Below are 14,355 nucleotides of genomic sequence, written 5' to 3'. Positions count from 1 at the left end.
ATGGAAAAAAATAATAAACCTGTGAGCATGACAAAGACTTTCAGGCGGACTCACTATCCCGTAAAGTTACGTATAATTTGCCAGGAATCTTCTTAAAGTAAAGTAAATATTAAGTATTGTGAGATGGTTAGAAACAATTAAACCGCGTCAGATATATCCTGGAAGATGTTTTTCGTGTTTTATTTTAGGAATATCCTCAGAAAGACAATGGCAACAGTGCGGGCTATTATTTACGAGGCAGCTCGCTGACAATATCCGCTAACAGGTTGAATATCTCGCCGAATAAATGTTCACAGAAGGGAGCGATAAGTGGCATCAGTAGTGACATTAATAAAATTCCGACCGTCAGCGTCAGCGGAAAACCAATGACAAACACCGAAAGCTGCGGTGCCATTCGGTTAAGTAAACCTAATGCCAGGTTGACGGTCAGCAGCAGGGTGATGATCGGCAGCGCCAGCATCAGCCCGTTCAGGAATATCAGCCCCGCCGCGCGGGTGAGCGCCAGGAAGGCATTGCTGTTCACCGGATTTTCACCAATCGGCAGCGTATGGAACGTATCCACCAGCATGGAGATAAGCCAGAGATGGCCGTTGAACGACAGGAACAGCAGCATGGCGAGCAGATCGATAATTCGGGCCAGCACGGGCATGTTGAGATGACTGCCGGGATCAACAAACGTGGCGAACGATAACCCCATCTGCAGGCCAATCAGTTCCCCTGCGGTACGCACCGCGGCAAAGGCGAGCTGCATGGTAAAGCCGACGGCGACGCCAATCATGACCTGCTGTAGCGCCACCCACACCGCATTCGCCGAGAAGATCGGAATATCCACAGGGGGCAGGGACGGGGCGACGATAATGGAGATGATGATGCCCAGCCCCACTTTGACACGCTTGGGGATCGATTTCTCACTGAGAATCGGGGCGGTGGATATCAGCGCCATGATCCGCAGCATCGGCCAGAAATAGACGCCGAGCCACTGAACCCACTGGTCGCTGGTGAAGTGCAGCATCGTCAGGTCAGCCGATGATATACGGCAGATTGGTAAACAGGTTGCGCATATAGTCCAGCAACAGGTTCAGCATCCACGGCCCGGCCACGATAATCGCCACGAACACGGCAATGATTTTCGGGATAAATGACAGGGTCATTTCGTTAATCTGCGTGGCGGCCTGCAGAATACTGATGATAAGACCAGTAACCAGCGCGACAAGCAGCAGTGGAGCGGCAACGGCAATGGCGATTTTCATCGCTTCCGTGCCCATCATCATGACCGATTCGGGTGTCATTGCCGTTCCTTAACTGTAAAAACTCTGCGCCAGCGAACTGACCAGCAGCTGCCAACCGTCGACCAGCACAAAGAGCATGATCTTAAAGGGCAGGGCAATGGTGGCGGGTGGAACCATCATCATCCCGAGCGCCATCAGGACGCTGGCGATCACCAGGTCGATAATCAGGAACGGAATAAAAATGGTGAAGCCAATCTGGAACGCGGTTTTCAGCTCGCTGGTGACGTAGGCTGGCAGAAGAATACGCATGGGCACCGCTTCCGGCCCCTGCAGTTCGCCGGTGTTGGACAGGCGGGCAAAGAGCGCAAGGTCCGCTTCGCGCGTCTGGCGCAGCATAAATTCCCGCAGCGGCTGCGCGCCTTTATCCAGCGCCTCCTGCATGGAAATTTTATCTTCGCTAAACGGCTGGTAGGCGTCGGTATAAATCTTATCGATAACCGGCGACATAATGAAAAAGGTCAAAAACAGTGACAGCCCCAGCAGAACCTGATTTGGCGGGGCGGAAGGGGTTCCCAGCGCGTTTCGCAGCAGACCAAAAACGATGATGATGCGGGTGAAGCTGGTCATCATCAGCAGAATGGCCGGAATAAACGTCAGCGAGGTGATGAACACCAGCGTCTGAACCGGAAGCGACCAGCTTTGTCCGCCGCCCGCGAGAGGGGTTGAAACCAGACCGGGCAGTTGCGCATAGACTGCGGGAGCAAACAGGCCAACGCCCGCAAGCGTCAGGGATAACAAACGGCGCATCAGGATCTCCCGGAACGCTTTAGCAAACTCTTCATGACGGACTGAAAATCCGCAGGGGCGTCTGCGCGCTCGTCCACCACAACAGGGGCGGGCGGCAGTTTATGTAATACGTTGATGTTTGAAGCTGTTACGCCCAGGACCAGACGCGCGTCGTCCACCTCGACGATGACCACGCGTTCGCGTGGCCCCAGCGTGGTGCTGGCGCTAACTTTCAGGCCGCGGGTACCGGCGGTTTTACCCGCCAGGCCAAAGCGCTTCGCCAGCCATGCGGCGATAAGAATAAAGGCAATAATACCGAGCAACGCCCCGCTCACCTGGAGCAGAGGTGAGCCGGGGACGGCAGAAGGTTGTGATATTGTTGCCTGGGTTTTCATGCTTAACGGCTCAGACGACGCATACGTTCAGACGGAGTAATGATGTCGGTGATACGCACGCCGTATTTATCGGCAACCACCACCACCTCACCCTGAGCAATCAGATAACCGTTGATCAAAATGTCCAGTGGCTCACCGGCCAGACCGTCAAGCGCCACCACGGAACCCTGCGTCAGGCGCAGCAGCTCTTTAATGGTCATGCGGGTGCGCCCCAGTTCCACGGTCAGCTTAACCGGGATGTCCATAATCAGGTCGATGTCCTGCAGCGTGCCGCTGACGTCACCGCCGCCGAGCTGCTGGAATACGGCATCCGCTGCGCTTTTGGCTGGGGTCGTTTTTTGCTCGTTTAACGCGTCAGCCCACAGATCGTCCAGTGCTCCGCTGTTTTCATCGGACGGATTGTTCATGTCACTCATTTGGGCTGTTCCTCATTCAGCGAATTCAAAATCGGGTTGATCAAGTGCTCAACGCGTAACGCATACTGACCGTTAATCGTGCCGTACTGGCTTGTCAGCACGGGGACACCATCCACATGGGCAATAATGCGGTCGGGTTTTTCTATCGGCAAAACATCACCGGGTTGTAATTTCAGGATCTGGGATAACCGCAGCGGGATATCGGCGAAGCTCGCCACCAGTTCAAGCTGTGAATGTTGGACCTGGCGGACCAGGTTTTCACGCCAGTTCTGGTCTTCGTTGCGGGAGTTCTCCAGCGGCGGGTTCACCAGCAGCTCGCGCAGCGGTTCGATCATGCTGAACGGCAGGCAGATGTTGAACTCGCCGGTCAGGTTACCGATCTCCACATGGAACGGCGTGTTAACGACGATATCGTTCGGGGAGGTGGTGATATTGGTAAATTTCACCTGCATCTCAGAACGAACGTACTCCACTTCCAGCGGGTTAATCGCTTTCCACGCGTCGCTGTAAGACTCCAGCGCCAGCTTCAGCATGCGGTTAATGACGCGTTGTTCGGTGTGGGTGAATTCACGACCTTCTACTTTGGTCGGGAAGCGCCCGTCGCCGCCGAACAGGTTATCCACCGCAATGAACACCAGGCTTGGCGAAAACACCACCAGACCGGTGCCGCGCAGCGGCTTCAGATGAATCAGGTTAAGGTTAGTTGGCACCGGCAGGTTGCGGGCAAATTCGTGGTACGGCTGAATGCGGATCGCACCGACCGTAATATCCGGGCTACGACGCAGCAGGTTAAACAGCCCCATACGGAACTGACGTGCAAAACGTTCGTTAATGATCTCCAGCGCCTGCAGACGTTCACGGACCACGCGACGCTGGGTATTCGGGTCATAGGGACGAATATCGTTATCGCCGCCAACGCCCGGTTTAGGATCATCATTTTTATCGCTGTCGCCGTTAAGCAGCGCATCGATTTCTGCCTGAGAAAGAATACTGTCGCCCATGTCGTTACCGCAGAATGAAGGCTGTATACAGAACGTCAGTGACTTCCTGCTTTGGTTGGCCGTTTACCAGCGGTGTCGCCAGCGTTTGTTTAATGGCGTCGACCAGCTTTTGCTTACCGACATCGGTGGCCAGCGCCGAAGCGTCCTGACGGGAGAACAGCAGCAGAAGGCGGCTACGCACCTCCGGGAGATAATCATTCAGACGCGAGCGCGTGGCTTCATCCTTCAGACGCAGCGTAATACCGACATACAGCACACGATCCGCATCACCGAGATTCACGGTGAAGGTGTCCAGAGGGAAAAATACCGGCGCCGGCGGTGGTGCAGGTTCGGCTTTGGCTGCAGCGGTCGAAGGTTCCTGCTGCATACGCCAGTAACTATAGCCCGCAGTAGCGCAGGCGGCGAGCGTGATCAACACCAGCAGCGGGATCCAGATGGAACGCTTACTTTTTTTGGTGATAGCGGAGTCAGTCATCTGATACGAGCTTCCTGTTTCGGTACAGCTTAATATGGTGATTATCCCGTGTCCTGCTGTCGTCAAAGCGTGGAAAAGACGGGGATAATCACGCTACCTCTGGCGTTTAGGCGAAGATGTCTACGGCACTGTTACCGCGCGCCGCGGATTGCAGGGCGGCAGGAACAGGCAGTAACTCATCGCTCTCTTCATTAAAACCGCCGGTATTGCCGGAACGCGAAGCCTGGTGCTGCTGCTGGGAGGAGGACTGCTGCTGCCCGGCAAAGCTCTCGCTGCTGACGCTACTTTGCGTAAGCTGAATGCCGTTCTCCGCAAGCGACGTTCGCAGGACCGGCAGCGCCGCTTCCAGAGCCGCACGGACATGGCTGTGCGCAGAGACCATCTGCAGTTGCGCCTGGTTATCATCCAGCTTAAGCGAAATTTGCACCTGACCCAGATCTTCCGGGTGCAGACGCAGCTCCGCTGTCTGCTGGCCCTGCTTAGTGAACAGCGTGATGTGCTGGCTCAGGGATTGCTGCCATTCATGGGTGCCCAGAGGCTGGCTTAGCACCGGCGCGGTGGCAACGGTGGCGGCTGGCTGGCTGGTCGCATGGCTGGACATAATCGGTGCCAGGGTGGCTGTCGGCGACGTTGAGGAGGACGCGCTGGCGAGTTCCTGCTTCTCTGCTGCGGCGGCCACGACCGGCGTTGCAGGCGCGTTGTCCGACAGGGCCGGGTCGCTGTTTTTCGCCAGGCTGTGGCTCTGATAAGTCGCAGCAGTCTGCCCTTTATCATGGCTTCCCGGCAAAGCGTTCATGGACGGTTGGCCCGCGCCCGTTTGTGCAAGCGTTGCGGAACCGATCGCAGACCGTTCGGCAATACCATTGCTGGCTGCTACGTGAGAGGTGCTGGTCTGCTGGTGCGGCAGCATGGCCATCAGCGCGCTTAATCCGGCCAGCTCTTCTTCGCTCAGTTCGCTTTTGCTGTCATCTTTACTGTTGACCGCATTGAGCGTTTTCTGGGCATCGCCCTTTGACAGCGGCACCAGCCCGGAAACCAGCGTATCAAGCGACGTGACGGGCAACGTTTCATCGCCATTCAGCGCAGTTTGACGCGAGAGCAGGTCGGCAATTTTGGCCTGCAGGGTGGTATCGCCTTTGGCGTCCTGCGCGACTTTTGACAGCTTACTGCCGGCGGCTTTCAGATCGGCCAGGGTCAGCGGCGCATCTTTGCCCTTGCCCGTTGCATCCGACAGGGCGCCCGCCAGCAGAGAGAGAAAGTCTTGTGCACCGTCGGTGCCTTTCCCCGTCTGCGTGCCGCCTGACAGGTCGCTGTCGCTCATCAGCAGTTGTTGCAGTGTGATCATTCCGGTTTCCTCATTGATGCGCGCTGGGCAAACTCATCCATTTTTTTCTGATCCAGACGGTTTTCCGCCAGGGTCGTAGCCGCGATCTGTCGGTCCTGTAAGGTCTGCCAGGCCTGCAGTCGCTGCTTCTTCTCACGCCAGAAATTCAGCGCGGTATCGACTTTTTGGGTCCACTGGTTAAGCTGCTGGCGATGCTGATCTATCGCCTTTTCCAGCGTCTGGATAAACTGCTGATAGTTAATCCAGCGCTGGCTGCCAATGCCCTGTGTCATATCGGTATTGAGGTTGGTGCGATATTCATGCTGATAGTCGATTAACATCTTCAACTGTTCTTCAGCCTGCTGGCACCCGCGTCGCATTGCGCCAAGCTGCAATGCGGCATCATCAACTTCTTTTTCAGCCAGATCTTTCAGCGTTGATAACGCGCTGTTTTGCGCCATGACCTTCGCCCTCCACCTGTGTTACACCTGCGGGAAAATCAGCTCCAGTGCCTGAATTGAATCTTCCCAGTCGGCGCGTTCAAAAATGCCTTGTTGCAAAAATGCCTCCAGCTGCGGCCACAGGGTAATCGCTTTGTCGAGCATCGGGTCGCTGCCTTTGGCATACGCCCCGACGCTGACCAGATCGCGGTTGCGCTGGAAGCTGGAGAGGAGTTGTTTGAAGTTACGCACGCGGGCGTAGTGCTTCTCGGTTATCAGCGCCGTCATTGCGCGGCTGATGGATGCTTCAATATCAATGGCCGGATAGTGCCCGGCTTCAGCCAGACGACGCGACAGCACAATGTGACCGTCAAGGATCGCGCGCGCGGAGTCGGCAATCGGGTCCTGCTGGTCATCGCCTTCCGTCAGTACCGTGTAGAACGCGGTGATGGAGCCGCCGCCGCTGATGCCGTTCCCCGCACGTTCAACCAGGGCAGGGAGTTTGGCAAAGACCGAAGGCGGGTAGCCTTTGGTCGCAGGCGGTTCACCGATGGCCAGCGCGATTTCACGCTGCGCCATCGCGTAACGGGTCAGGGAATCCATGATCAGCAGTACGTGCTTGCCGCGGTCACGGAAATCTTCGGCGATACGGGTGGCATACGCGGCACCCTGCATACGCAGCAGCGGCGACACATCCGCCGGCGCGGCGATAACCACCGAGCGGGCGCGGCCTTCTGCACCCAGAATGTTTTCAATAAAGTCTTTGACTTCACGACCACGCTCGCCGATCAGCCCCACGACGATCACATCGGCCTGCGTGTAGCGCGCCATCATGCCGAGCAGGACGGATTTCCCCACGCCTGACCCGGCGAACAGGCCCATACGTTGTCCACGTCCCACGGTCAGCAGGGCGTTAATCGGGCGCACGCCGGTGTCCAGCACATGCTCAATAGCGGTACGCTGCAGGGGGTTGAACGGTTGGGTGATCAGCGCACCGGTTTCGGTGGTGTCCGGGGAGGGCAGCCCGTCGAGCGGTTTCCCGCTGCCGTCCAGCACGCGACCCAGCAGGGCAGGACCAAGGGGTAACTGTTTCCCGCTTTGCAGCCCGTCGCCAGAAATGTTTTTGGCATACACGCGGGCGCCGGGCAGAATGCCTTCCACCTCTTCAAGCGGCATCAGGAACAAACGCTGGCCGTTAAACCCGACCACTTCGCTTTCAACTTCACGCGTTTCCAGACCGTCCTGACGTTCAATCACGCAGGTCGCACCTAGCGGAAGCTGCAGGCCGGTGGCTTCAAGAACCAGACCGGTGGCGCGCGTCAGCCGGCCATAACGACGAACAGAAGGCAGTTGCGCCATCTTCGTCTCAAAGTTGTCGAGCGTGGTGAGCCAGCGGGTGAGGCGTGCGGTCATCAGACGACTCCCGGTGCCGCCAGGCGACACAGTTCCTGCCAGCGGGTTGCGACGCTGGCATCCAGGTCACCTTCATCGGCAGAGACTTTGCAGCCGCCGTGATGTAACGACGGGTCACCGCGCAGACGCCAGCCGTGCAGGTTAAGCGTTGCCCCCAGACTCTCTTCGACGCGCTGCAGGTCGTCCGGATGGACGCGCAGCTGCGGCTTGCCGCTGAACAGCGGCTCCTGCTGCAGCAGGCCCTGAATTTGTTTAATAAGCGCCGTGTTATCCACCACGGGCGTCTGGCCGATCACCTGACGCGCGGCTTCCAGCGCCATCTGCATCAGTCGCGAGGCAATCACGCTGTCCAGCGCGTCCAGCGTATGCTGAAACTCGCTGACCAGCTGCTGCATGCGGGCATGGATCGGCGCCTGCTGCTGGCGCGCCTGATCGATACCGTGCTCTAACCCTTTCGCCAGGCCTTCATGATACCCCTGCTCGTGGCCTTTCTGCCGGCCTTCGTTCAGACCGGCATTATAGCCCTGCTCGTGCGCCTGCATTTGCAGCTGAGCCAGCATCTGTGCCTGCTGCTCTTCCTCGCTAAGCTCGGGCTGCTCGACGTCAGGGTCGAGTGCCTCGGGCGCTATCACGGCTGGCATGAACTCAGAGAGGGGAGGAGCCAGATCGTCCGGTGTCCAGCGCTTCCACGGCAGCTCATTAGACATAGGTGTCGTCTCCGCTGCCAATCACCATCTCGCCGGTTTCTGCCAGACGACGAACAATAAGCAGGATGGCTTTCTGTTCGTTTTCCACCTGAGACAGACGAACCGGGCCGCGGTTGGCAAGGTCGTCGCGCAGGATATCCGCCGCACGCTGCGACATGTTGCGCAGGAACTTCTCGCGCAGCGGCTGCTCGGCACCTTTGAGGGCGATAAGCAGAGACTCGGAATCCACTTCCTGGAGCAGGCGCTGGATGCTGCGGTCGTCCACTTCGACCAGGTTTTCGAACAGGAACATCTCGTCGATAATTTTCTGTGCCAGTTCGCCGTCGAATTCGCGAACCGCCGTAATAACTGCCTCTTCCTGCTGCGTTTTCATCAGGTTGATGATTTCCGCCGCCGTTCTCACGCCGCCCATTTTGCTGCGCTTGAGGTTCTGGCCGTCGAGCAGGCTGTTCAGCACTTCGGTCAGCTCTGCCAGCGCGGCTGGCTGGACGCCGCCGAAGGTTGCGATACGCAGCATTACATCGTGACGCAGACGCTCTTCGAACAGCGCCAGAATATCGGCTGCCTGGCCACGTTTGAGGTGGACAAGGATGGTGGCAATAATCTGCGGGTGCTCGTCGCGAATAAGGTCGGCGGCACTCTGCGGTTCCATAAAGTTAAGCGTTTCGATCCCGCTGGCGGTATCGCGCGTTTCCAGAATGTCTTCCAGCAGGCTGGCGGCACGCTCTTCGCCCAATGCTTTGACCAGCACGGAACGCAGATAGTCGTTGGCGTTGACGTTGAGCGCGGCAAACTGTTCGGCTTCCTGTTCAAACTCCGACAGCACTTCGGTCAGCTGTTTGTTGGAGATCTGACGCACGTTAGCCATAGCCGCACTCAGAATTTGCACTTCCCGCTGGGAGAGGTGTTTAAACACCTCTGCCGCGCGATCTTCGCCAATGGTCATCAACAGGATGACGCTTTTATCGGTGCCCGTAAGCGTATTACTCATGTTCGTTACCCATCCACTGGCGGATGACCAGCGCCACGACGCGCGGATCGTTATCTGACATTTCGCGAATGCGCTGGCTCATGACCTCAGCGCCCATGCGCTGGTTAGCACGACGCTGCTGCATCTGTTCATCTTTGCTGAGGCGAACTTCAACCGCTTCTTCCGTTTCCTGACGCGTGTTCATCTGCTCGCGAGCCGCTTTTTCGGCTTCAGCACGACGCTGGAGCTGTGGACGAACAGCCTTACGCCACAGCAGCCACGCGACAATCAGCACCAGCAGCCAGCGTCCTGCGGACAGCAGCTGATCGATAAACGCCTGCTGTTGCCAGAACGGCAGTTCACCGCCTGTCTCTTCAACCGAGTTGAACGGTGAGTTCACTACGTTGAGGCTATCGCCACGCTTCTCGGAGTAGCCCATCGCTTCACGGGTCAGATCTTCGATCTGCTTCATCTGCTCGGCAGTCAGCGGCAGCGGTTTGCCATTCGGCAGCGTTTTGTAGTTCACAACCACGGCGACGGACAGACGCTGAACATCACCCACGTTCAGTTTGGTGTGGCGAATTGTCCGGTCCACTTCGTAGTTCGTGGTCTCGTTACGGCTGCTGGTACGCGGACCGGCGTTATTGGCCGTCGAGGTGGTTTGCTGATTTTGCTGACCGTTCTGCTGATTGGCCGGCGGCGTAGAGATCGGTGCCGCGTTAGCCGGGGCAGGCTGGTTAGACAGCGCACCCGGCACGCCGCCTGGGTATGCTCCACCGACCTGCTCATTTGAGTTTATCTGGCGCGAACGCATGACCGCCTGAGACGCATCGCCGTTCGGGCTGTACTGCTCTTCGGTTTGTTCTTTATTGGCGAAGTCAATCTGCGCGGTAACCTGCGCATGCACGTTGCTGTTGCCTACTACCGGGCCGAGGATGGCTTCGATACGACGCTGGAGACGGCTTTCGACATCGGCGGCATATTTCAGCTGCGCGTCATTCAGGTCGCGACCGGCGGTATTGGATTGTGTCAGCAGGTGGCCACTCTGGTCGACCAGCGTTACGTTACCCGGCGGCAGACCGGCGACGGCGCTGGAGACGAGGTGCGTCACCGCGCTGATTTGCCCTTCGTCCAGCGCGCGGCCAGGCTCGAGGTTCACGGTTACGGAAGCCGAAGGCGATTTCTGTTCGCGGACAAATAAGGAAGGTTTAGGCATTGCCAGGTGCACGCGGGCACTCTTCACCGGACCTAAGGTTTCAATGGTGCGGGCCAGCTCACCTTCCAGCGCACGCTGGTAGTTCACCTGCTCGCTGAACTGGCTGATACCGAATTTTTCCTGATCCAGCAGTTCAAAGCCCACCGCGCCGCCTTTTGGCAGCCCCTGCTGAGCCAGACGCAGACGGAGTTCGTGCACCTTATCCGCAGGAACCTCAAGTGCACCCCCGTTATCGGCAAAGCGATAAGGGATGTTCATCTGGGTAAGCTGGGTGACGATGGCACCGCCATCCTGATCGGAAAGGTTACTGTAGAGCGTCCGGTAATCAGGGCTTTTCGCCCACAGGACCATCGCTACAAGGATCGCAATTGCGGCAGCGCCTGCCACGATCAACGGGATTTTAGGATTCGCGCGAAGGCGGTTCATCCACTCGAGTGATTTATTTTGCGGCGCTGTCGATGCTGTTGCACTCATTGCGCACCTCTTAAATCCTGGTGGTTTACGTTATTCGTGTAGAGAAACAAAACTGACTCCCGGGTCGGCAAACACGACAAAAGTTCCATATTGATGGCCCTGCCATTATTTGATGATTCGTGATTTTCTATGCGTCAAATAACCTGGTTTTTTCACGCTATTTACCGCCATTATCTTATTGACAAGCTGTTAGTCTTGACCGCGTAAAAAACCATCCAGGGGAGAGTCATGGCTATTCAGGGTATTGAAGGGGTAATCAGTCAGCTGCAGGCGACGGCAATGACGGCCCGTAATCAGAATGTGGCAGATCAACAGCCGAGCATCAGTTTTGCAGGGCAACTGCATGCCGCGCTTGACCGTATCAGTGATACCCAGACCGCAGCGCGCACCCAGGCAGAGAAGTTCACCCTCGGTGAGCCGGGCGTGGCGCTGAATGACGTCATGACCGATTTGCAAAAAGCGTCCGTTTCCCTGCAGATGGGGATCCAGGTGCGTAACAAGCTGGTGTCGGCTTATCAGGAAGTGATGGGGATGCAGGTTTAAGACCTGTCGATCTTCGCTGGCAGCCTTAGCGCTTTAATGCCACAATATTTTTTTCTTCGAATGCAGGAAAGATGATGAAAAAAATAGCAATTGCTGGCGCGCTGCTGGCACTGACCGGATGCGTTCAGGTGGATAACTACAAGGATGTGATTAAGCATCCCGTCCCGGCGCATCTGGCGGGATACTGGCAGTCGAAAGGGCCGCAGAGCAAAATGGTCAGCCCGGAGGCGATTGCCACGCTGGTGGTGACGGAGGAGGGCGATACTCTGGACTGCCGTCAGTGGCAGCGCGTGATTGCCGTGCCGGGTAAAATCATGCTGCGTTCAGACAGTTATTACAACGTGACCCGCAAGCTGGATATCTATCCGCTGGAGCGCGATGGCTTGACGCTTGAGTACGACGGGCTGGAGCTGCAGAAAGTTGACCGCCCAACGGTTGAGTGCGCTGATTACCTGAGCAAGAATCCGCTTGAGAGTAAGTTGCCGTAGCCGTTTGTTGCCGGGTGGCGCTGACGCTTACCCGGCCTACGGGACTGAGGGAAAACGCAAAACGGCAACCTTGTTGCCGTTTTTGGTGTTTGCGCCCTCTCCCTGTGGGAGAGGAACGGGGTGAGGGCATCAGGCCGCACTTTTCCCGTACTACAGCGCATCCTCAATGACCCACACGCTCACGCTTCCGCCTTTGCAGGTAAAAGTCCCTTCGCCATCCGCCGCCGTAGTGATGGTTTCTTCGCGATTGCCGAGAAAATCACGCCACGTTTTGTTGCCGTAGTTTTCCCCAAGACAAATCACCTTCTCGCCGTCGTCTCCGTTCGACATCACCACCACGCAGCCGGGATCGTCATCGGTGCCGCTGCGGCTGAAGGCGATGCAGTTAGGATGGTCAAAAAACAGCGTCTGTACGCCGTGGGCAAAACGCTGCCGGGCGAGGATCAGCTCGTGAAGCTGCTCAATCACCGGCATATCAATATGGTACGTTTCACCGTCGCCTCCCGTGTCGTCATAGCTGGCGCCAAAGAGGTCGGGATAAAAGACGCTGGGTACGCCATTTTCCCGCAGCAGGATCAGCGCGTAGGCGAGCGGTTTAAACCAGGCTTCGACCGGTGCTTCCAGCGCCTGCAGAGGTTGAGTGTCGTGGTTCGCGACGAGGGTGACCGCATGAAACGGATCGGCTTCCACCAGCGTACCGGTGAAGATCTGGCTCATGTCGTAATCCCGTCCCTGACGTGACGCCTCGTGGAATTTCATCTGCAGGGGGGCATCAAACAGCATGGTTTTGCTCTCAACCTGATCAATATAGGCCTGAAGTTTATCCACCTCGTGGGACCAGTATTCCGCCACGATAAACAGCGGTTGATCAGCGACTTCCTGAACGTGTTCTATCCACTCTTTGTAAAACCAGGCGGGAATATGCTTAACAGCGTCCAGACGAAAACCGTCGCAGCGCGTCTGTTCCATCACCCAGCGGGCCCAGTATTTGATCTCTTCGGTCACGGCGTGATTGCGAAAATCGATATTCTCGCCCATCAGATAATCGAAGTTACCCATCTCATCATCAACCTGATCGTTCCAGCCTTCGCCGGTGTAGTCGTTGACGATTTTAAAGATGCCGTCTTCATCGGGGTTTTCAATATGGTCGACGCCGCTGAAGCATTTGTAATCCCAGATAAACTGCGAGTATTGCCCGGCACGGACAGGGAAGGTGTAGCGGGTCCAGGCTTCACACTCAATGACATCATCATCGATTTGCGTGCGATCCTGCTCGTTGACGCGCTGAACGCGAACAGACTCTTTCTCGTCTGCCCCCATTTTGTGATTCACCACCACATCCAGCAGCACGGCAATGTCGTTGCTTTTGAGCGCGTCGATAGCTTCCAGCAGCTGCGCTTTGTCGCCGTATTTGGTGGCGATACTGCCTTTCTGATCAAACTCGCCGAGATCGAACAGGTCGTAAGAATCATATCCAACCGAATAACCCCCGGACGCACCTTTATAGGCGGGGGGGAGCCAGATCATATTGATGCCGATTTCGTTAAGATTGGGGGCTAACGCCGTGACCTCACGCCACAATTCACCGCCAGCAGGGTAATACCAGTGAAAACATTGTAACAGGGTGGGGTTTTTCATCATCCTTGCTCCAGAAGCCGTGTGGCTGACTTCTGGAGTATGGATGAAGAAATCATAATTGTGTGTCGCGGGTCAAACTTTCTGGATAAAGAATATTCCCTGACAGCTTTCCATAGGTAGACGTGATGGATTGCTGTTTGCCGGTTTGATCAATCAGATTACGCAGCTCGTCCATGCGGACCTTCAGCAGTGCCTTTAGCGCATTCTCATTGTCGAGGATCATTTCCAGCAGCGCACGCGCTTGCTCAACCTGAGCCGGAGGGCATGACATGATGGGCGTTTGAGAAATCCTTTCCACCAGTTGTACGTAATGCATTTCCTGCTCGATAAGCGCATCCCATTGACCAGAATGTGCGAGATTTAGCATAGCAATGCTCTGAGCATGTAACGCCTGCCAGTGGCTAAGCGCTGCGCTGGGATTGTTCATCAAAATTATCCTGAAATAGAGGACGCATTGGGGCCAATTTGCTTCCACGCATCCGCAATGTTGTTTAATAAACCCTCGACTTCAACAATTGCGTCTACGTCGTTACTGACATTCGCCAGCAACAAACGTCGAACCATATATTCGTACAAGGAGGCAAGATTACCGGACAACTCGCTCTCAACCTCCATGTTCAGTCCTGCTTTTAAACCGTTGTCGATGATGTTAATGGCTTTGGATAACGCTTCGCCTTTCTCACGAATTTGTCCGGCTTCCATGAACAAACGCGCGCGAACAAGGGCGCTATGCGCCCCGTCGAACAACATGACAATCAGCTGGTGTGGACTGGCATTCATGACTGCGCTTTCAACTCCTATCTGCTGATAAGATTGAACACCAGAGGTCTTATACATATC

General features: G+C 56.4%; 17 protein-coding genes and 1 pseudogene. 2 read left to right on the top strand and 16 right to left on the bottom strand.

The genetic code is table 11. The features are described from left to right. Positions 1-219 precede the first annotated feature (219 nt). From fliR to fliF, 13 genes and pseudogenes are all read right to left on the bottom strand, one after another. Positions 220-1,012 (bottom strand): annotated as a pseudogene (gene fliR / locus PYW49_RS18490) (flagellar biosynthetic protein FliR); the annotation flags it as partial. 7 nt (positions 1,013-1,019) lie between these two features. Next, positions 1,020-1,289: a flagellar biosynthesis protein FliQ gene (fliQ, locus tag PYW49_RS18485; RefSeq protein WP_008500315.1), complete on the bottom strand. Its 270-nt coding sequence runs from the start codon at positions 1,287-1,289 to the stop codon at positions 1,020-1,022. A 9-nt stretch (positions 1,290-1,298) separates the two neighbouring features. Further along, complete coding sequence (gene fliP, locus PYW49_RS18480; RefSeq protein WP_134348060.1) at positions 1,299-2,036, bottom strand: flagellar type III secretion system pore protein FliP; 738 nt, start codon at positions 2,034-2,036, stop codon at positions 1,299-1,301. After that, positions 2,036-2,410, bottom strand: a complete 375-nt coding sequence (fliO, locus tag PYW49_RS18475; RefSeq protein ID WP_134348061.1) for a flagellar biosynthetic protein FliO — start codon at positions 2,408-2,410, stop codon at positions 2,036-2,038. The genes fliP and fliO overlap by 1 nt, the downstream gene beginning before the upstream one ends. Before the next feature lie 2 nt (positions 2,411-2,412). Further along, positions 2,413-2,826 carry a flagellar motor switch protein FliN gene (fliN, locus tag PYW49_RS18470; protein WP_014170738.1) on the bottom strand — a complete coding sequence of 138 codons (414 nt, stop codon included), beginning with the start codon at positions 2,824-2,826 and terminating at the stop codon, positions 2,413-2,415. After that, complete coding sequence (gene fliM, locus PYW49_RS18465; protein WP_134348062.1) at positions 2,823-3,827, bottom strand: flagellar motor switch protein FliM; 1,005 nt, start codon at positions 3,825-3,827, stop codon at positions 2,823-2,825. The genes fliN and fliM overlap by 4 nt, the downstream gene beginning before the upstream one ends. Positions 3,828-3,831: 4 nt before the next feature. Then, the gene (gene fliL, locus PYW49_RS18460) at positions 3,832-4,302 is read right to left on the bottom strand and encodes a flagellar basal body-associated protein FliL (protein WP_134348063.1); all 471 of its coding nucleotides are present in this window, start codon (positions 4,300-4,302) and stop codon (positions 3,832-3,834) included. 106 nt (positions 4,303-4,408) lie between these two features. Next, on the bottom strand, positions 4,409-5,647 hold the full coding sequence (fliK, locus tag PYW49_RS18455; protein WP_320387160.1) for a flagellar hook length control protein FliK: 1,239 nt from the start codon (positions 5,645-5,647) through the stop codon (positions 4,409-4,411). Next, the gene (gene fliJ / locus PYW49_RS18450) at positions 5,644-6,087 is read right to left on the bottom strand and encodes a flagellar export protein FliJ (RefSeq protein WP_023312304.1); all 444 of its coding nucleotides are present in this window, start codon (positions 6,085-6,087) and stop codon (positions 5,644-5,646) included. The genes fliK and fliJ overlap by 4 nt, the downstream gene beginning before the upstream one ends. A gap of 21 nt (positions 6,088-6,108) precedes the next feature. Further along, positions 6,109-7,479 carry a flagellar protein export ATPase FliI gene (gene fliI, locus PYW49_RS18445; RefSeq protein ID WP_134348065.1) on the bottom strand — a complete coding sequence of 457 codons (1,371 nt, stop codon included), beginning with the start codon at positions 7,477-7,479 and terminating at the stop codon, positions 6,109-6,111. After that, positions 7,479-8,186, bottom strand: coding sequence for a flagellar assembly protein FliH (gene fliH, locus PYW49_RS18440; RefSeq protein ID WP_320387159.1), 708 nt, complete (start codon positions 8,184-8,186; stop codon positions 7,479-7,481). Before fliH ends, fliI begins: the two co-directional genes overlap by 1 nt. Then, a complete protein-coding gene (fliG, locus tag PYW49_RS18435) occupies positions 8,179-9,177 on the bottom strand; it encodes a flagellar motor switch protein FliG (RefSeq protein ID WP_320387158.1) in 999 nt (332 codons plus the stop codon). Before fliG ends, fliH begins: the two co-directional genes overlap by 8 nt. Further along, positions 9,170-10,846 (bottom strand): flagellar basal-body MS-ring/collar protein FliF, encoded by a 1,677-nt coding sequence (gene fliF, locus PYW49_RS18430; protein ID WP_134348068.1) that lies wholly within the window; start codon positions 10,844-10,846, stop codon positions 9,170-9,172. The genes fliG and fliF overlap by 8 nt, the downstream gene beginning before the upstream one ends. A 228-nt stretch (positions 10,847-11,074) precedes the next feature. On the opposite strand from fliF, the gene fliE reads away from it, so the two are divergent. Beyond that, entirely contained in the window at positions 11,075-11,389 is a 315-nt protein-coding gene (fliE, locus tag PYW49_RS18425; protein ID WP_008500329.1) for a flagellar hook-basal body complex protein FliE, read from the top strand. A gap of 74 nt (positions 11,390-11,463) precedes the next feature. Then, on the top strand, positions 11,464-11,877 hold the full coding sequence (gene yedD / locus PYW49_RS18420) for a lipoprotein YedD (protein WP_134348069.1): 414 nt from the start codon (positions 11,464-11,466) through the stop codon (positions 11,875-11,877). Positions 11,878-12,027: 150 nt separating this feature from the next. On the opposite strand, the gene amyA is transcribed toward yedD, so the two are convergent. From amyA to fliS, 3 genes are read right to left on the bottom strand one after another with little or no spacing between them, the layout of a single operon-like run. Then, entirely contained in the window at positions 12,028-13,515 is a 1,488-nt protein-coding gene (gene amyA, locus PYW49_RS18415; RefSeq protein ID WP_320387229.1) for an alpha-amylase, read from the bottom strand. Between the two features lie 52 nt (positions 13,516-13,567). Further along, entirely contained in the window at positions 13,568-13,942 is a 375-nt protein-coding gene (fliT, locus tag PYW49_RS18410; protein WP_134350738.1) for a flagella biosynthesis regulatory protein FliT, read from the bottom strand. 5 nt (positions 13,943-13,947) lie between these two features. Then, on the bottom strand, positions 13,948-14,352 hold the full coding sequence (gene fliS, locus PYW49_RS18405; RefSeq protein ID WP_023312296.1) for a flagellar export chaperone FliS: 405 nt from the start codon (positions 14,350-14,352) through the stop codon (positions 13,948-13,950). Between the last annotated feature and the right edge of the window lie 3 nt (positions 14,353-14,355).

It is taken from the genome of Enterobacter chinensis (assembly GCF_034008295.1).
Classification (GTDB): Bacteria; Pseudomonadota; Gammaproteobacteria; order Enterobacterales; family Enterobacteriaceae; genus Enterobacter; species Enterobacter chinensis.
This window is presented reverse-complemented; position numbering and strand designations above follow the sequence as displayed.